At 70.1% G+C, this 16,927-nt stretch carries 17 protein-coding genes; 10 read left to right on the forward strand and 7 right to left on the reverse strand.

From position 1 onward, the window contains the following. The first annotated feature begins 51 nt into the window (after positions 1-51). On the forward strand, positions 52-1,401 hold the full coding sequence (locus tag ACQZ13_RS22320) for a sigma-54-dependent transcriptional regulator (RefSeq protein WP_431048134.1): 1,350 nt from the start codon (positions 52-54) through the stop codon (positions 1,399-1,401). Further along, entirely contained in the window at positions 1,398-2,810 is a 1,413-nt protein-coding gene (locus ACQZ13_RS22325; RefSeq protein ID WP_431048135.1) for a sensor histidine kinase, read from the forward strand. The genes ACQZ13_RS22320 and ACQZ13_RS22325 overlap by 4 nt, the downstream gene beginning before the upstream one ends. 3 nt (positions 2,811-2,813) lie before the next feature. On the opposite strand, the gene ACQZ13_RS22330 is transcribed toward ACQZ13_RS22325, so the two are convergent. Continuing rightward, the gene (locus ACQZ13_RS22330; RefSeq protein WP_088409104.1) at positions 2,814-3,059 is read right to left on the reverse strand and encodes a DUF3297 family protein; all 246 of its coding nucleotides are present in this window, start codon (positions 3,057-3,059) and stop codon (positions 2,814-2,816) included. Between the two features lie 69 nt (positions 3,060-3,128). Between ACQZ13_RS22330 and ACQZ13_RS22335 the strand changes: the two genes are divergently transcribed. After that, positions 3,129-3,695, forward strand: a complete 567-nt coding sequence (locus tag ACQZ13_RS22335) for a DinB family protein (protein WP_431048136.1) — start codon at positions 3,129-3,131, stop codon at positions 3,693-3,695. A 15-nt stretch (positions 3,696-3,710) separates the two neighbouring features. Here ACQZ13_RS22335 and ACQZ13_RS22340 read toward each other — a convergent pair whose 3' ends face one another. Next, the gene (locus ACQZ13_RS22340) at positions 3,711-3,977 is read right to left on the reverse strand and encodes a hypothetical protein (protein ID WP_431048137.1); all 267 of its coding nucleotides are present in this window, start codon (positions 3,975-3,977) and stop codon (positions 3,711-3,713) included. Between the two features lie 176 nt (positions 3,978-4,153). On the opposite strand from ACQZ13_RS22340, the gene ACQZ13_RS22345 reads away from it, so the two are divergent. Next, on the forward strand, positions 4,154-4,810 hold the full coding sequence (locus tag ACQZ13_RS22345) for a class I SAM-dependent methyltransferase (RefSeq protein ID WP_431048138.1): 657 nt from the start codon (positions 4,154-4,156) through the stop codon (positions 4,808-4,810). Between the two features lie 73 nt (positions 4,811-4,883). On the opposite strand, the gene ACQZ13_RS22350 is transcribed toward ACQZ13_RS22345, so the two are convergent. The 5 genes from ACQZ13_RS22350 to ACQZ13_RS22370 all read right to left on the reverse strand — a co-directional run bounded on the left by ACQZ13_RS22350 (position 4,884) and on the right by ACQZ13_RS22370 (position 11,264). Then, on the reverse strand, positions 4,884-5,264 hold the full coding sequence (locus tag ACQZ13_RS22350; RefSeq protein WP_431053342.1) for a translation initiation factor Sui1: 381 nt from the start codon (positions 5,262-5,264) through the stop codon (positions 4,884-4,886). After that, positions 5,261-7,558 carry an alpha/beta fold hydrolase gene (locus ACQZ13_RS22355; RefSeq protein WP_431048139.1) on the reverse strand — a complete coding sequence of 766 codons (2,298 nt, stop codon included), beginning with the start codon at positions 7,556-7,558 and terminating at the stop codon, positions 5,261-5,263. The genes ACQZ13_RS22350 and ACQZ13_RS22355 overlap by 4 nt, the downstream gene beginning before the upstream one ends. After that, positions 7,555-8,640, reverse strand: coding sequence for a tRNA dihydrouridine synthase (locus ACQZ13_RS22360; protein ID WP_431053344.1), 1,086 nt, complete (start codon positions 8,638-8,640; stop codon positions 7,555-7,557). Before ACQZ13_RS22360 ends, ACQZ13_RS22355 begins: the two co-directional genes overlap by 4 nt. A gap of 76 nt (positions 8,641-8,716) precedes the next feature. Further along, the gene (locus ACQZ13_RS22365; protein WP_431048140.1) at positions 8,717-9,250 is read right to left on the reverse strand and encodes a YgjP-like metallopeptidase domain-containing protein; all 534 of its coding nucleotides are present in this window, start codon (positions 9,248-9,250) and stop codon (positions 8,717-8,719) included. A gap of 7 nt (positions 9,251-9,257) precedes the next feature. Then, positions 9,258-11,264, reverse strand: a complete 2,007-nt coding sequence (locus tag ACQZ13_RS22370; RefSeq protein WP_431048141.1) for a M3 family metallopeptidase — start codon at positions 11,262-11,264, stop codon at positions 9,258-9,260. Between the two features lie 33 nt (positions 11,265-11,297). Between ACQZ13_RS22370 and ACQZ13_RS22375 the strand changes: the two genes are divergently transcribed. The 6 genes from ACQZ13_RS22375 (at position 11,298) to ACQZ13_RS22400 (ending at position 16,862) form a co-directional block, all read left to right on the forward strand. Further along, positions 11,298-11,693 carry a 2Fe-2S iron-sulfur cluster-binding protein gene (locus tag ACQZ13_RS22375; protein ID WP_431048142.1) on the forward strand — a complete coding sequence of 132 codons (396 nt, stop codon included), beginning with the start codon at positions 11,298-11,300 and terminating at the stop codon, positions 11,691-11,693. A gap of 257 nt (positions 11,694-11,950) precedes the next feature. Beyond that, positions 11,951-13,495, forward strand: coding sequence for a methyl-accepting chemotaxis protein (locus ACQZ13_RS22380; RefSeq protein WP_431048143.1), 1,545 nt, complete (start codon positions 11,951-11,953; stop codon positions 13,493-13,495). Positions 13,496-13,832: 337 nt separating this feature from the next. Further along, positions 13,833-15,380, forward strand: coding sequence for a protein adenylyltransferase SelO (locus ACQZ13_RS22385; protein WP_431048144.1), 1,548 nt, complete (start codon positions 13,833-13,835; stop codon positions 15,378-15,380). Further along, the gene (gene msrB, locus ACQZ13_RS22390; RefSeq protein ID WP_431048145.1) at positions 15,377-15,832 is read left to right on the forward strand and encodes a peptide-methionine (R)-S-oxide reductase MsrB; all 456 of its coding nucleotides are present in this window, start codon (positions 15,377-15,379) and stop codon (positions 15,830-15,832) included. The genes ACQZ13_RS22385 and msrB overlap by 4 nt, the downstream gene beginning before the upstream one ends. A gap of 35 nt (positions 15,833-15,867) precedes the next feature. Next, positions 15,868-16,515, forward strand: a complete 648-nt coding sequence (locus ACQZ13_RS22395) for a septation protein A (RefSeq protein WP_431048146.1) — start codon at positions 15,868-15,870, stop codon at positions 16,513-16,515. Then, complete coding sequence (locus ACQZ13_RS22400; RefSeq protein WP_431048147.1) at positions 16,512-16,862, forward strand: BolA family protein; 351 nt, start codon at positions 16,512-16,514, stop codon at positions 16,860-16,862. The genes ACQZ13_RS22395 and ACQZ13_RS22400 overlap by 4 nt, the downstream gene beginning before the upstream one ends. Positions 16,863-16,927 lie beyond the last annotated feature (65 nt).

The raw sequence follows: 16,927 nt of genomic DNA on the forward strand, positions 1-16,927 counted from the left end.
ACCGGCGCGAGGCCCCTCGCGCCGGTTTCCACTTGATATGCTGCGCCTCCAATGAGAACCGTCCTGATCATCGATGACCACGCCGGCGTCGGCGAGGCGCTGTCGCTGCTGCTCTCGCTGCACGACATCGAGGCGCTGTACGCGGCCTCGCCGACGGAAGGCCTGGCGTTGCTGGCGCAGCGCCGCGTCGACCTGGTGATCCAGGACATGAACTTCAGCGCCGACACGACCTCCGGCGAGGAAGGCCGCGAGCTCTTCCAGCAACTGCGCGAGCGCCACCCCGACCTGCCCATCATCCTGCTGACCGCCTGGACGCAGCTGGAGCAGGCGGTGGCGCTGGTGAAGGCCGGCGCGGCGGACTACCTCGCCAAGCCCTGGGACGACGCCAAGCTGCTGGCGACCGTCGAGAACCTGCTGGAGCTGTCCGAGAACAGCCGCGCGCTGCGCGAGACCCGGAACGAGCAACGCCAGCGCAGCAATGAACTGCGGCTGCGTTACCAGCTCGACGGCCTGGTCTTCGAATCCCCGGCGCTGCTGCGCTGCCTGGAGCTCGCCTGCCAGGTGGCACGTTCGCCGGTGCCGGTGCTGGTCACCGGCCCGAACGGCAGCGGCAAGGAACGCGTCGCGGCGATCGTGCATGCCAACTCCGCCGTGGCCGACGGTCCCTTCGTCGCGATCAACTGCGGCGCGCTGCCGGGCGACCTGATCGAAGCCGAGCTCTTCGGCGCCGAGAGCGGCGCCTTCACCGGCGCGGCGCGCGCGCGGGAAGGCCGCTTCGAGACCGCCGACGGCGGCACGCTTTTCCTCGACGAGATCGGCAACCTGCCGCTGGCCGGCCAGGTCAAGCTGCTGCGCGTGCTGGAGACGGGCCGCTTCGAGCGCCTGGGCTCCAGCCGCTCGCGGCAGACGACGGTGCGGGTGATCTCCGCCACCAACTCGGACCTGCGCGCGATGGTGCGCGCCGGCACCTTCCGCGAGGACCTGTTCTACCGGCTCAACGTGATCGAGGTCGCGCTGCCGGGACTGGCCGAGCGCGTGGCCGACATCCTGCCGCTGGCCGAGTTCTTCCTCGCCGGCCGCGCGACCCTGAGCGACGGCGCCCGCGAGGCGCTGATGGCGCATCCATGGCCGGGCAACGTCCGCGAGCTGAAGAACGTCATCGAGCGCGCCGCGCTGCTCGCGCCGGGCCGCGTCATCGGCGAGCAGGACCTGGCACTGCCGGCGCTCTCGACACTGGCCACGCCGCTGGCCTCGCGCAACCTCGACGAGCCCAGCCGCGAGGCCGTGGTCGCCGCGCTGGAGTCCGCGTCGGGCGTGATCAGCCGGGCGGCGCAGTCGCTGGGCTTGTCGCGCCAGGCGCTGTACCGCCGCATGGAACGCTACGGGTTGGACGTCGGATGAGCGAGGCGCCGCCGCGGCCGCGCCCGGCGTCCCGGCGCGCGGGCTGGCACCGCTCGCTGCACATGCGGCTGGCGCTGTGCCTCATCGCCGCGGCCGTCGCCGCCGTCCTGATCCACCTGACCCTGACGCTGTGGCCGCTGCCGCAGGTGCTCCGGTCCATGGGCCACGAACCGCCGGGCACCTGGAGCGCCGCCGCGGTGGGCCTGACCTTCCTGCTGATGCTACCCATCGTGTGGGGCCTGGCGAGCCTGCTGCTGATGCCGCTCACGCGGCTGCTGCGCGCGCTGGAGAGCACGGTGCTCAGCTACCGCGACGGCGAGTTCGGCAGCGGCATCGCCGCCGAGCCGCCCGGCGGCCTGGCCGAGCTGTCCACGCTCACGCGCCTGCACAGCGAGCTGGGGCTGGCGCTGCGCGAGCAGCGTCGCCACCTCGCGCAGCGCGAGCTGCTGCTGGACACGGTGGTGCAGAACACGCCGGTGGCGCTGCTGCTGACCGATGCGAACGAACGCATCGCCTACGCCAACATCGCCGCGCGGCAGCTGATGGACCAGGGCCGCAGCCTGGCGGGGCGCGGACTGGAGGAGCTGCTGGCCGACGCGCCGGAGGACCTGCGCCTGGCCTTCGCGGGCGCGCAGGACGGGCTGTTCAGCGTGATGCAGGACGGGCAGGAGGAGCGCTACCACCTGTCGATGCGCGACTTCCGGCTGCAAGGCCAGCCGCACCGGCTGCGGCTGCTGCGCCGCATGACCAGGGAGCTCTCGCGACAGGAGGTCGCCAGCTGGAAGCGCGTGATCCGCGTGATCAGCCATGAGCTGAACAACTCGCTGGCGCCGATCTCGTCGCTGGCGCACAGCGGCGCGGAGCTGTCTCGACGCGGCATGAACGAGCGCGTGCCCGGCGTCTTCGCCAGCATCGGCGACCGCGCGAAGCACCTGCACCAGTTCCTGGCGGGCTACGCGACCTTCGCCAAGCTGCCGGCGCCGGTGCTGGCGCCGGTCGAGTGGCGCCCCTTCGTCGAATCGCTGGGCGCGCACTACGCGTTTACGCTGGCGGGCGAACTGCCTGCGGTGGCGGGGCGTTTCGACGCGGCGCAGATGGAGCAGGCGCTGATCAACCTGCTGAAGAACGCGCACGAGTCCGGCAGCGCGCCGGACGGCGTGAGCCTGAGCGTGGGTGTCGGCGGAGTGGCGCGCGAGGACTGGCGCATCGAGGTCGGCGACCGCGGCCCCGGCATGACCGAGGCGCAGCTGTCGCAGGCGCTGATGCCGTTCTACTCGACCAAGCGCGGCGGCAGCGGGCTGGGGCTGGCGCTCGCGCGCGAGATCGCCGAGGCGCACGGCGGCCGCATCGCGATGGGCCACCGCGAAGGCGGCGGCCTGTGGGTGGCGATCAGCTGGCCGAGGCGCTGAGCGTCACTTGTAGAAGGCTTCGACCTTGCCCTTGAGCTTGATCATCATCGGGTTGCCCTTGCGGTCCACCGTCTTGCCGGCGGGGACGCGGATCCAGCCTTCGGAGACGCAGTATTCCTCGACGTCCTTGCGTTCCTTGCCGTTGAAGAGGATGCCGATGTCGTGTTCGAACACGGCGGCGACGTGATGCGGGCTGCGCGGGTCGATGGACAGGTGGTCGGGCAGTTCGGGGCGGGTGGTGTCGCTCATGACAGGATCGTGCGTGGGGAATCGGAAAACGCGTGATTGTCCCGCAGTCCGGGACCTAACATCGGCGACATGACCGCCAACGCCAAGACTTCCTCCTTGAGCGCCTCGCCAGGCGCTTCGTCCGCCTCCGCCATCGACGCCGTCACGCTGGACGCGCTGGCGGCCTTCCCCGCGCAACTGGCCGCGCATTTCGCGCTGTTCCCGGTGGAAGCCCGGCATTGGGCGCCCGCGGCCTGGGAGGGCGTCCCGAGCGAACCGCTGACCGCCATCGAGCAGGTCTGCCATGTGCGCGACATCGAGATCGACGGCTATCAGCTGCGCATCCGGCGCACGCTGGCCGAGGACGATCCGCTGCTGGCGTCGCTGGACACCGAGGCGCTGGCGCGCGAGCGCCGCTACGGCGAGGACGATCCGGCGGCCGCCTTGGCGGCGTTCGCCGCGGCCCGGCGGGAGACGCTGGCGCTGCTGGCGGCGATCACGCCGGAGCAGCTCGTGCGCCGGGCGCGTTTCGAGGGCTACGGCCCGCTGACCTTCAAGTCCCTGATCCACTACCTGTGCAGCCACGACCAGCAGCATCTGGCGGGCCTGCAGTGGGTGCTGGGGCAGTACGACGCCGCGCAGCTCGCGACGCGCTGAGCCCGAGCCGGCGGTTCACTCGTCGCAGCGCTGGACCACCGGCGTCGCGTATTCGTGGCCGACGACGGCGCGGGCGAAGAGGTAGTTCTCGCGGGCCTGCTCGCTGAGCTGGTCCAGCACGACCTGGCCCCGCGCGTCGCAGGGGAAGGACAGGCCGCGCCCGGAATGGAAGAGCGATTCGAAGCGCAGGAGGTAGCGGTCCTGGCTGTGCCCGAATGAATGGCCGAGGCTGCCGTGCGAGCCTGTCTCGCTGTGGAGCGCACCGAACTGGGAAGAACTCATGGACGGTCTCCGCGGCCCACGGGGAGGTGGGGCCGGACGAGGCAACCTTAGGACGGCGCCCCGTCGACCGCACGTGCAAACGTCGCAACTCGCGTCACTGTTTGCAACCGGACCCCTCACTCAAGTGACGGTATTCGCCCGGGGTCCGTTCGAATGCTTGCGGCATCATGGAACGCATGGAACGCACCGACCCCGGCACCGACGATTTCTACCGGCGCTACGCCGAACGCCTGTCGACGCACCCCGAGTCGACGCGCAGCGCGATGCTGCCCGCCATCGAGGCGGCGTTGCCGCGCGGCAGCCGGGTGCTCGACGTCGGTGCGGGCGCGGGTCGCGACATCGCCGGGATGCTCGTGGCAGGTCTTGACGCGTACGGCGTCGAACCGAGCGAGGAGATGCGCGGGCGGGCGCTGGTGCAGTTCCCGGCACTCCGGGGGCGGCTACGCGAAGGCGCCCTGCCCGACCTGGGCCGTCCATTCGCCGACGCGGCTCCGGAGGGCTTCGACGGCGTGGTGTGCAGCGCGGTGCTGATGCATGTCGGCGAGGAGGCGCTCGTGGACGCTCTGGCCGCGTTGGCCGGCACGCTGCGGCGCTCTGCCGACGGTCGGCGCGCCGCACCGGGCACGATGATGCTGCTGTCGCTGCCGGAGCAGCGCGACGGTTCGCTGGCCGAAGGCCGCGACGTCGACGGTCGTCGATTCGTGAATCACGCGCCGGATCGCGTGGCGGCTCTGCTGGCGACGATGGGGTTCTCGCTCGCCGCTCACGCGGTGAGCGATGCGGTGCTCAGCGCGACGGGGACGCGTTGGCACCTGCTCACCCTACGAGCGTGAGCGCCCCGATATTTCGCCTTTCGCTCATATTTCCTGCCGAGGAAATATCGCGCGAACACGAAATATGGCGCCCTCAGCCGCCCGCCTTCTTCGGCGCGAACCCCGCCGTCGTCAGCCAGGCCATCACCTTCTCCAGGTGATCGCCCTGGATCTCGATCGTGCCGTCCTTGACGGTGCCGCCGCTGCCGCAGGCGGCCTTGAGCTTCTTGGCCGTCTCGGTCAGGTCCGCCGCCGTCATCGGCAGCCCCAGGATGACCGTCACGCCCTTGCCCTTGCGGCCCGCCGTCTCGCGGCGCACCCGCACCTTGCCGTCGCCCAGCACGGCGTTCGCCGCCTGCGCCTTGCAGCGGCAGTCGGCCTGCGCCTGCCGGCAGTCCGGGCACACGCGCCCGCCGTTCGTCGAATACACCAGCGCCATCGCTGCGCTCCTCTGTCTCTTGAAGCCGGCGCTCAGCGCGCCAGCGTGCGGGCGAAGAAGGCGTCGATCGTGCGGTACAGGTGCAGCTTGGCGCTGCGCCCTGCGATGCCGTGCGCCTTGCCCGGATAGATCATCAGCTCGAACGGACGCGCCTCGTTCTGCAGCGCCTCGGTCAGGCGCAGCGTGTGCTCGAACAGCACGTTGTCGTCCGCCGTGCCGTGCACGATCAGCAGCGGCTTGGTCAGCAGCTTCGCACGCATCACCAGGTTGGCCTGGCGGTACGCGTCGGTCTGTCCGCCCTTGCCGTCCTGCGGCATGCCGAGGTAGCGCTCCGTGTAGGCCGTGTCGTAGAGCGTCCAGTCCGTCGGCGGCGCCACCGCGACGGCGGAAGCCAGCGGCGTGTCCGCGTCCAGCATCGCGCGCTCCGCCAGGAAGCCGCCGTAGGACCAGCCGAAGAAACCGATCCGCTTCGCATCCACGCCCGCCACTTGCTTCGGCAGTTGGCGCACCGCGGCAAAGAGGTCGTTCACGTCGACCGCGCCGAAGGCCAGCCGATGCGCGCGCGTGAATTCGCGGTCGCGGTTCTGCATGCCGCGGGTGTCCAGCGTGAACACGCCGTAGCCGCGTCGCTGCCAGTAGGCGATCAGCGCCGTGTCGCGGCTCCAGTTCCAGTTGGTCGTCGAGGTGCCCGGACCGCCGTAGGCCATCGTGATCACCGGATGCGGACCGGCCTTGCCGTCCAGCGGCGCGAAGTACAGCGCGTTCAGCGGCGTGCGGCCGTCGGCGGCGGTGATATCGACGACCTGCGGCTTCGGCACGATGCGCGCGAGCAGCGCGTCCGGAGCGTCGCCCGGCAACGCCACAGGCTTGGCGCCGGCCTTCGCCGCGCTCACCGCCTGCAGCGACAGCGTCGGCGGCTCGCCCCACGCGCCGCGCGTGACCAGGACCCGCGAGCAGTCGCCGTCGCCGCGGGCGTCGCGCCATTGGCGCGGCTGCGCGCCGTCGAGCGGGCGGCTCGTGCCGTTCAGGTCGATCGCGAACAGCTCGCGCGAACGGCCGCGCTCGCGCGCCGCCGCATAGACCACCGTCTTGCCGTCGCTGCACACGCGGTGCGCGACCGGCTCGGGCTCGTTCGTCAGCGGTCGGCGTTCGCCGGTGCGGCGGTCCACCAGCACCAGTTGGCGGCGGCCGGAGGCTTCGCTCGACCACAGCAGCGCCGGCTGGCCCGACAGCGTCAGGCCGTCGATCTCCTGCAGGTCGTCGTGCACCTCGACCCACGCCGGATCGCGTTCGTCGATCACCGTGCGGCCCGGGCCGGCGCCGTGGGCGTATTCGGTCAACGCCAGCTTGTGCTGGTCGCGCGTCAACGTCTGCAGCCACGGCGTGCCGTCGCCGAACCAGCCGGCGCGGGCGATGTATTCCGCGTCCGACGGCAACGGCAGCGGCGTCATGCGGCCGTCCGCCACCTGCAGCGTCCATGCGGTGACGCGAGCGTTGTTCTCGCCGGCGCCCGGGTAGCGCTGCTGCGTCATCGTCGTGCGGTCGGAGAAGATCTGCGCACGCGTCTTCACCGGCACGTCGCGTTCGTCGACGTTCAGCGCCAGCAGCTGCTTGCCGTCCGGCGACCACCAGTAGCCGCGCTGCCGGCTCAGCTCTTCCGCTGCAATGAATTCGGCGAGACCCCAGAAGCGGGTCTCCGTCGCGCCCTGCGTCAGCGCGCGCGCGGCACCGTCGCCGTCGAGCGACTGCACCCACAGCTCGCCGCCCTTCACGTAGGCGATGCGGCGGCCGTCGGGGGAGCAGGTCGGATCCTGCTCCGGCACCTGCTCGTCGTTCGTGAGGCGCTGCGCCTTCGGCCCCTGGTCGCCGAGGCGCACCAGGTACAGGTCGCCCGACAGCGGGAACAGCAGCGTCTTGCCCGTCGGGCCGCACCACTGGTAGCCGGTGATGCCGCCCTGCGAGATGCGCTTGCGCTCCAGCGCCATGCGTTCCGCCTCGGTCAGCTGCTGGCTGCGCCCGCCGAGCACGTCCGCCGCCGACACCAGCTTCCGCGGCGCGCCGCCGGCGGCGGGCTGGGCCCACAGCTCGAGCTGCTCGCTGTCGGTCTCAGAGGGGCGCAGGTAGCTGACCCACGCGCCGTCGGGCGAGATCTCGGCCTGGCGCACCAGGCGGCCCTGCAGCGGTGGATCGCCGAGGACGCGCTCCAGCGTCAACGGGACGACGTCCTTGCCGGTGGTCGCCGTCGGCGCGGTGGTTGCAGCGCCAGCGAACACCGGCGCCAATGCGGCGGCGAGCGCCAGCAGGCGCGAGGTCAGACGGTAAGCAGTCATGCGGCGATCAGCGAGTCGCTGTCTTGTTGTTGATCGGGATCGGAAGGATCGACGGCGGTCTCGTCCGCCTCGCAGGCGCTGAAGGCGTCGACGATGTCGTCATCCTCCATGTCGGGCGGCGGCGCTGTCGGATCGAGCGGGCGGCCGAACAGCGTCATCGCCAGCACGTCCGGCGCATTGATCGTGCGCACGCGCTGGTAGGTGTCCTCGGCTTCCGGATAGTGGCGGCGCAGGTAGTGCAGCCATTGCTTGAGACGGCCGGCCTGATGGCGCGTCGCGACGTTGCGGCGCACCTGGGCGAAGAAGCTCTCCATCAGCGGGATCACGTCCGACCAGGGCAGCGCGGCGGCGCCCTGCGAGTGCCCCAGCGCCGCGCGCACCGCCAGCGCCAGTCCGGGATCGGCCACCATGCCGCGCCCCAGCATCAGCGAGGTGCAGCCGGATTCCTGCAGACAGCGCAGCGCGTCCTCGACGGTCCACACTTCGCCGTTGGCGACGACGTGGATGCCGATGGCCTCGCGCAGCACGCCGATCTGGTCCCAGTAGGCGGGCGGCTTGTAGCCGTCGCGCTTGGTGCGGCCGTGCACGACCAGCTCCGACGCGCCCGCGGCCTCGATGGCGCGGGCGCAATCGAGCATGCGTCCGCGGTCCTCGTTGCCCAGCCGCATCTTGGCCGACACCGGGAGATGCGCCGGCACCGCGCGCCGCACGGCGGCGACGATCTCGCCGACCAGCTCCGGCTCGTCGAGCAGCACGGCGCCGCCGCGATGCCGGTTCACCGTCTTGGCCGGGCAGCCGAAGTTGAGGTCGATGCCTTCGGGATTGAGCTCCGCCAATCGCGCGGCGTTTTCCGCCAGGCACTGGGGGTCGGAGCCGAGCAGTTGCGCCCGCACCGGCACGCCGGCGTGCGTCCGGCCGCCGTGGAGCAGCTCCGGCACGATGCGCGTGAACACGCGACGCGGCAGCAGCCGGTCGGTGATGCGGATGAACTCGGAGACACAGCGGTCCACACCGCCGACACGGGTCAACGTGTCGCGCAGCATGTGGTCCAGCAGGCCCTCCATGGGCGCCAGCAGAATCATTGGAGGCAAGGTACCCGCCGCGCTCGTGGCGCCGCGGGTCGGCGGTCTGGAAAGACCGGGAGCATAGCGGAAGCGCCTATTCCTCGACCTTCTGGACCTTCTCGGCCTTCCCGGCCTTCGCCAGCTTCTCCTCGCGGTCCCGCACGCTCAGCCACAGCCGCACGTCGAATTCCAGCTGCGAGTAGTCCGACGTCATGTGATGGCACAGCGCATAGAACGCCTTGTCGTGCTCCAGCTCCTTCAGATGCGCGAGCTCGTGCACGACGATCATCTTCAGGAACTCCGCCGGCGCCTCGCGGAACAGCGTCGCAACGCGGATCTCGCGCCGCGTCTTGAGCCGGTTGCCGTGCACCACCGCCTGCCGCGTGTGCGTGCCCAGCGCATGCTGGATGACCTTGAGCTTGGCGTCGTAGGCCACCAGCGCCAACGGCCCCGCGTTGCGCATGAAGCGCTGCTTCAGGTCCTGGGTGTAGTCGAACAGCGCCTTGTCGCTGCGGACCTCGTGCGGCTCCGGATACTTGCGCGCCAGCAGCGGGCCGAGTTCGCCCGCGTCCAGCAACTGCTGCGCCTGCGCGACCAGCGACGGCGCGTAACCTTGCAGGTACTTCACGACGCGGTCAGTGCGCGGCCGCTGCAGCCGTCGCGGCCGGCGGCGCCGCGTAGTGCGCGACGATCCACTGCTCGAAGCGGTCGAACATCGCCTGCTCCGCAGTCGCCCCGCCATCGCCGTTGTCGGCCAGCAGCTCCGCGCCATGGACCACGCGGACATGCGCATCCAGCGGCGGACCGTCGTCCGCGCGCTCGCCGCGGCGCTCGGACGCCTCCAGCAGGTCCTGCGCCTTCGCCCAGGCCTGCTCGACGGTCTCGTCGCAGGCTTCGGCGAGGTAACGCGCCGAGAAGCCCTCGCCGGTCAGACGGCGCAGCGTTGCATCGTGCGACAGGCTGTTGCCCGGCGCCCAGTAGGCCTGCGCCAGCGCCGGTCCGATCGCCGGGTTGTCCGTGAGGTAGCCGTCGCGCCGCAGGAAGAACGCCCGCGTCTGGTAGACCGCCATGTGGGCCAGCAGGTAGCCCTGGTACGAGGCCGCCGACTCCTGGTTCAGCAGATGCGGGATCGCCAGGATGGGCCGCGGTGCGCGGTCCACGCCCTGGATGCGGCGCTCCATCGTCCGGGCCAGCGCGAGCACGGCCTCGGGCGTGCGTTCCTCGTCGGCCATCGCGTACAGCGCGGCCTCGAAGTACGGCACCACGGCGATCGCGCGTTCGTCGAAGGCGCGCATCGGCTGCGCCGAGGCGATGCGGTCGTGGATCAGCTCGTCGGGGATCGCCTGCCCGTCGACGGTGCGGGCGTAGCGCTTGAGCCAGTCCGCGTCGCCCAGCAGGCTGTCGCAGAACATCGACTGCGTCTCCGCGTAGGCCATCGAGGTCGGCGCGAACTCCTGCGAGAAGCACGGCGAGTTCTGCGTCACGTTGGCGAAGTGGGCCGCGTGGCCGCCTTCGTGGAACAACGTCATGATCGCCCGCGCGCCGCTGCCGACCTGGTCGGGCTTGGCTTCGGCGGTGAAGTTGATCTCGCCGGCGTGCCAGCGGCCCTGCTCGTCGAACCACGTGGGCAGCGGGCCGTGGCAGAAGCCGTTCTGGTACTTGCCCGGACGCTGCAGCAGGTCCAGCCGCATCGTCGCGCCGCGGTACTGGATGCCGAGCCGGCGGAAGCTCCGCACCCAGCGCCGCAGCGCGGGGCCGAAGGGCATGTACGGGTCCATGCGGCGCGTCACGTCGCCGGCGCTGTGGAAGCGCAGGTTCCAGGGCTCCAGCGCATCGGCGCCGTGCTTCGCGGCGAGCGCGTCATGCGCGCGCTTCTGCGCCGCCTCGGTGCGGGCGACGAAGTCGTCCAGCACGCCGAAGAGCTCCGCCTTCGTCATGCGCTCGTTCTTGCGCAGCTTCATCTCGAAGTAGTCGGGGAAGCCCAGCGCCCGCGCCAGCCGGTTGCGCAGCGCGACGACCTCCAGGAAGCCGTTCTCCAGCACCCAGCGCTCCAGGCCGTGCAGCGCCTCGTAGGAACTGCGGCGGCGCGACTCGTCCGGGTTGGTGGCGAGGTTGGTCGAGAGCATCGTCAGCGTGGCGGCTTCGGTCTCGCCGCGGTCGTTGACATGCGTCGGGGCGAAGTCCTTGCGCTTGGCGAAGAGCACGCGCTCGGCCTCGATCAGCTCGGCCATCAGGCGGCGGCCCTCGTCGTTGTCGACGATGTTGGCTTCGAAGACGCCCAGCCAGCCGCGCAGTCCATGGGCCAGCGCCTGGCGGGCGTCGGCATCGGCGCCGCCGGTGGCGCCGGTTCCTGTGCCGGAAGTGCCCGGCGCACCGTCCACCGCGGCCAGGTGCGCCCGCGTGGCGCTCAGCTTCTCCGGATCGGAGATGAAGGCCTTGTAGTCGGTCTCGGCGCGGCCGAAGCCCTCGTGGTCGTCGCTGGTGGCCATGTAGGTGGCCCAGAACAGGTCTTCCTTGCGCTTGTGGACCGCGACGTAATCGCGGTTGAGCTGGTCGAAGAAGGTCTGGGCGGCCTGGATGGCGTGCGCGGCATGATCGGCGGACGCGCCGTTCCCCGGGGTGGCAGTGGTGACGTGAGGCATCGGGGAAGCTTAGCGCACGGCATGATGGCGACCATGGATCACGCCCATGACGCCGCCGAGGACTCCGGCGCGCCCTCTTCCCCAGCCTCCCCCGCCGCCCCTGCGGTCCACGCCGTCGAACTCCACCCCCAGGGCTGGCGCTTCGACGCGCCCGAGAACGAGACGCTGCTGCTGGCCGCGCTTGACCACGGCCTGCGCCTGCCGCATTCCTGCCGCAACGGCACCTGCCGGGCGTGCATCGCGAAGCTGGTCTCCGGCCGCATCGACTACCGCATCGAGTGGCCCGGCCTGTCGCGGGAGGAGAAGGACGAGGGCTGGATCCTCCCCTGCGTGGCGTGCGCGCGCTCGGACCTGGTGCTGGACCAGCCGCAGACGATCAATCTCTTCGACGTTCCGCCGCCGCCGGGGTCGGGTGTGAAGTCGGGCTGAGACCGGCTCTCCGCCCCCAAAGCTGGACGCATCTCGCACAAGTCGCCGCCAGCCTGAGGCGATAAGCCCACACCCGGGTTCGCGAAAACACCTTCCGCGCTTTTGTTCACGGCACACCCTGCATATCGACCGATCAGTCTTCACCTTCGACAGGCAGCATCCCGTCCGCGTATCAAACATTTCAATGCTGACATGACCGGCCTCACGGCTTGAGGCCTTCCGGGCCCGGTCTGCCGCGAAGAAGAAGGACTCTCGACATGCTGAATCTGAATCGTTGGCGGCTTCGCAGCCGTGTGCTGGCCGGCTTTGCGCTGGTGATCGTGCTGATGGCCGTGGCCTCGGCCGTGGGCGTCATCCGCGTGTCGATGCTGCACCAGCGCATCGAGCGTCTGGTCGAGGTCGACATGCACACGCTGGAGATCTCCCGCCAGTGGTCGGGCCTGACCGAAGGCAACATCCAGCGCCGCATCGTGCAACTGGTCGTGGAGGACGAGAACTTCGTCAAGGCCTTCACCTCGCGCTCGAAGGAGCTGTCGGCGCGGATCGACAAGATCCAGAAGGAACTCGACGAGAGCGTCACCGAGCCGGTGGGCAACAAGCTGATCGACGAGATCGGCGCGGCCCGCAAGAAGTATCAGGACGCCCGCGAGGCGGCCATCAAGGTCAAGGAAGGCGGCGGCGACATCAAGCCGATCGCCGCGTCGCAGCTGATCCCGGCGATGAACGACTACCTGGTGGCGATCGACAAGTTCGCCGAACACACCCGCGACCTGCTGCAGGCCGCGCGCAAGGAAGCCCAGGCCGAGGCCGAGAGCACCCGCAACCTGGTCATCGCGCTGATGACGGTGGCGATCGTGCTGGGCGTGGGCATCGCGCTGGTGATCACGCGCTCGGTGACCGAGCCGCTGGCCGAGGCGCAGTCGCTGAGCCAGGCCATCGCCGACGGCGACCTGAGCCGCCGCGGCACCGACGTGGACGGCACCGACGAGGTCGCCGCGCTGCGCCGCTCGCTGCAGGAGATGCAGCAGCGCCTGGCGAGCACCATCGCCAGCGTGCGCTCGTCGGCCGACCAGGTCCGCCATGCGTCGTCGGAGATCGCCACCGGCAACGCCGACCTCTCCAACCGCACGGAGCAGGCCGCCAGCAGCCTCGAAGAGACCGGCGCCGCGATGGCGCAGCTCGGCGAAGGCGTGAAGCTGAATGCCGAATCGGCGCGTGAAGCCGACGGTCTGGCGCAGACCGCCTCGCAGGTCGCCGGCCGCGGCGGCGCGATGGTCGAGCAGGTCGTCGCGACCATGAACGAGATCCAGCAGTCGTCCAACAAGATCGCCGACATCATCGGCGTCATCGACGGCATCGCGTTCCAGACCAACATCCTGGCGCTGAACGCCGCCGTCGAAGCAGCCCGCGCCGGCGAACAGGGCCGCGGCTTCGCCGTCGTCGCGAGCGAAGTCCGCTCGCTGGCGCAGCGCAGCGCGGAAGCCGCCAAGGAGATCAAGTCGCTGATCTCGGCGTCCGTCGAACGCGTGGACGGCGGCTCCCGTCTGGTCGCCGACACCGGCGCCACCATGCGCGAGATCGTCACCAGCGTCGAACGCGTCACCCGCGTCATCGGCGAGATCTCCGCGTCCAGCGCGGCGCAGTCGCTCACCCTCGGGGAAATCGGTCAGGCCGTGCGGCAACTCGACCAGATGACGCAGCAGAACGCGGCGCTCGTCGAGCAGTCGGCGGCAGCGGCGGAGTCGCTGAAGGATCAGTCGGCCCAGTTGGTCGATACGGTCTCGAGCTTCAAGCTCGGCTAATCCCCGAACGGCGGCCTGCCACGGCCGCTGGCCCTCACCCCTGCCCTCTCCCGCAAGCGGGAGAGGGAGTCGTTGCACCGAGTGTTGCGCTCTCCCGCAAGCGGGAGAGGGGGTAGGAAGTGAGCCGGTCGGACCCTCCCGCCGCAAGCGGAAAAAGAGTAGGAAGTGAGCCGGTCGGACTCCCTCTCCCGCTCGCGGGAGAGGGGGGGGGGGTGAGGGCCAGCGGCCGTCGCCAAGCACCATTCCGCCCCCAGTGAGACTGCCTCGCTGGGGGCGTTTGTTCATGCGGCCCACCCCGGGCGTCACAGGGCCATGAAGGCGTCGGTAAACTGAGCCGATGAATGCGCCTCTCAACGCGGGCCTCCACGCGGACTTCCCAGGCGCCGAGCCTGATCGCTGGAGCCATCGCTTCGCCACCCTCGGGCCCGACTTCTTCACCGAACTCCCCGGCACCGGACTGCCCGACCCCCATTGGGTCGCGACCAGCCCGGACTGCGCCGCGCTGCTCGGCTGGCCCGAAGACTGGTGGAACCGCCCCGGCGCGCTCGACGCCTTCAGCGGCAACACCCGCCTCGCCGGCATGAAGCCGCTCGCCACCGTGTACAGCGGCCATCAGTTCGGCGTCTGGGCCGGCCAGCTCGGCGACGGACGCGCCCTGCTGCTCGGCGGCGTCGACGGCCCCAACGGCCACTTCGAACTCCAGCTCAAGGGCGCTGGCCTGACGCCCTACTCACGTCGCGGCGACGGCCGCGCGGTGCTGCGCTCGTCGATCCGGGAATTCCTATGCTCCGAAGCCATGGCGGCGCTGGGCATCCCGACGACCCGTGCGCTCGCGATCACGGGCTCGACCTCGCTGAAGGTGCAGCGCGAGCGCGTCGAGACCGGCGCCATCGTGACGCGCGTCGCGCCCAGCTTCCTGCGCTTCGGCCACTTCGAGCACTTCACCCATCACGGGATGGAAGGCCGCACGCGCGAGCTGTTCGATTTCTTCATCCGCCACCACGCGCCCGAATGCGCCGACGCACCGAATCCGGTGACCGCCGCGCTGTCCAAGGTCGCCGCGCAGACGGCCGAGCTCGTCGCGCAATGGCAGGCCGTCGGCTTCATGCACGGCGTGATGAACACCGACAACATGTCGATGCTCGGCCTGACCATCGACTACGGCCCGTTCGGCTTCATGGACGGCTTCGATCCGGGCCACATCTGCAACCACTCGGACCATCAGGGCCGCTACGCCTTCGCGCGGCAGCCGCAGGTGGCGTTCTGGAACCTGCATGCGCTCGCGCAAGCGCTGCTGCCGCTGATGCCCGGCATCGAGACCGACGCCGAAGCCGCCGGCGACGAGTTGATCGAAGCGCTTGAGATCTACCGCGAACGCTTCGGCGCCGCGCTGCTCGGGGCGATGCGCGCGAAGCTGGGCCTGACCGCCGAGGTCGACGAGCGCGGCGAGGACGGACCGCTGATCGACGACTGGCTGCGACTGCTGGCCGCGCATCACACCGACTACACGATCGCGCATCGCCGGCTGGCCGGTTTCGATCCGACGCAGACGCTGGAAGCGCCGGCGAACGCGGCGCTGCGGGACCTGTTCCTGGACCGCGCCGGTTTCGACGCCTGGGCGACGCGGTACGCCGCGCGCTTGAAGATCGAGACGGTGGACGCACTTGAGACCCGTGCCCGGCGGATGAACGCGGTCAATCCGGCGGTGGTTCTGCGGAACCACCTGGCCGAGACGGCCATCCAACGGGCGGAGGCCGGCGACTTCAGCGAAGTGCGCCGGCTGCTCGACGTGCTGCGACGTCCGTTCGACGAGCCCGCGCTGGCGTCCGACGCCGGTTTCCCGCCCGACTGGGCGCAAACGCTGGAGGTTTCCTGTTCATCATGAGCCGCTACGACAAGTTCATCCAAGACGCCACCGATCAGGACCGCGACCGCGACACCGCCTACCCCGTCAAGAAGACGGACGCCGAGTGGCGCGAGCAGCTGGACCCGACGCAGTACCAGGTCGCCCGCCACGCCGCGACCGAGCGCGCCTTCACCGGCAAGTACTGGGACCACTGGGAAGCCGGCAACTACAACTGCGTCGGCTGCGGCACGCCGCTGTTCAAGGCCGACACCAAGTTCGACGCCGGCTGCGGCTGGCCCAGCTACTACGAGCCCATCAACGCCGAGGTGGTCGAGCGCGTCGTCGACTCGACGCACGGGATGGTCCGCGTCGAGGTGCGCTGCAACAACTGCGGCACCCATCTGGGCCACGTCTTTCCCGATGGTCCGGACCCGACGGGCGAGCGGTTCTGCATCAATTCCGCCGCGATAGACTTCGAGCCCCAGCGCTGAGCGCCGACCACTGATCCCGACGCGATCCCGACCGAATGAAGCTCCTGCTCGATTTCCTGCCGCTCCTGCTGTTCTTCGTCACGTTCAAGTACGCCGACGGACAGCCCGACTGGGCGGCAGCCTTCGCCACCGAGCACCTGGGGTTCCTGGTCTCCGGCGGCAAGGTCGGCCCGACCGAGGCGCCGGTGCTGCTGGCCACCATCGTCGTGATGCTGGCGACCATCCTGCAGGTGATCTTCCTGAAGCTGCGCGGCCGCAAGGTCGACCTGATGCTGTGGATCAGCCTCGGGCTGGTGGCCACGCTCGGTGCGGCCACCGTCTACTTCCATAACGAGACCTTCATCAAGTGGAAGCCGACGATGCTCTATTGGGCGTTCTCGACGGTGTTCCTGGTCAGCCGTTTCGTCCTGGGACGCGACCTGCTGCGCAAGATGCTGGGCCCGCAGGTCGAACTGCCCGACATGGCCTGGACGCGACTCACGCTGGCGTGGATCGTCTTCTTCGCGGCCCTCGGTTTTGCCAATCTTTACGTCGCTTACTCCTTCAGCACCGAGGCCTGGGCCAACTTCAAGGTGTTCGGGGTGACCGGCCTGATCGTGCTGTTCACGCTGGGCACGGGCCTGTACATGGGCCGTCACATGCCGCACGAGACCGAGCCGTCCGCCGAGGAGCCCAAGCCATGAGCGCCGCCGGCGGAAGCGGGAATCTCCCGTCGGCATCGGGGTCCGCGCCCGACACGACGGTGACGGCGGCGACGCCGTCGGTCGAGATCGAGGCCCGTCTGCGGGCCGCGCTGGCGCCCGTGTCGCTGCGTCTGCGCGACGACAGCGCGCACCACGCGGGGCATGCCGGCGCGCGCGAGGGAGGCCATTACTACCTCGAAATCGTGAGCGCGCGCTTTGCCGGTTTACCCAGGGTCCATCGGCATCGGCTCGTATATGATGCCCTCGCCGATCTGATGCAGAAGGGCATCCACGCGCTCTCTATCGACGCGCGCGCGCCCGACGAACAGCAGAAACCAGGTCTCTAGCAGCGCCGCCAGTCGGCGCTTTGTTTTGGAGCGCTCACGCTCATCCGAGAGTCGAAAGGCTTTTT

The organism is Roseateles sp. L2-2 (assembly GCF_050613215.1).
GTDB classification, from domain to species: Bacteria; Pseudomonadota; Gammaproteobacteria; order Burkholderiales; family Burkholderiaceae_C; genus Roseateles; species Roseateles noduli.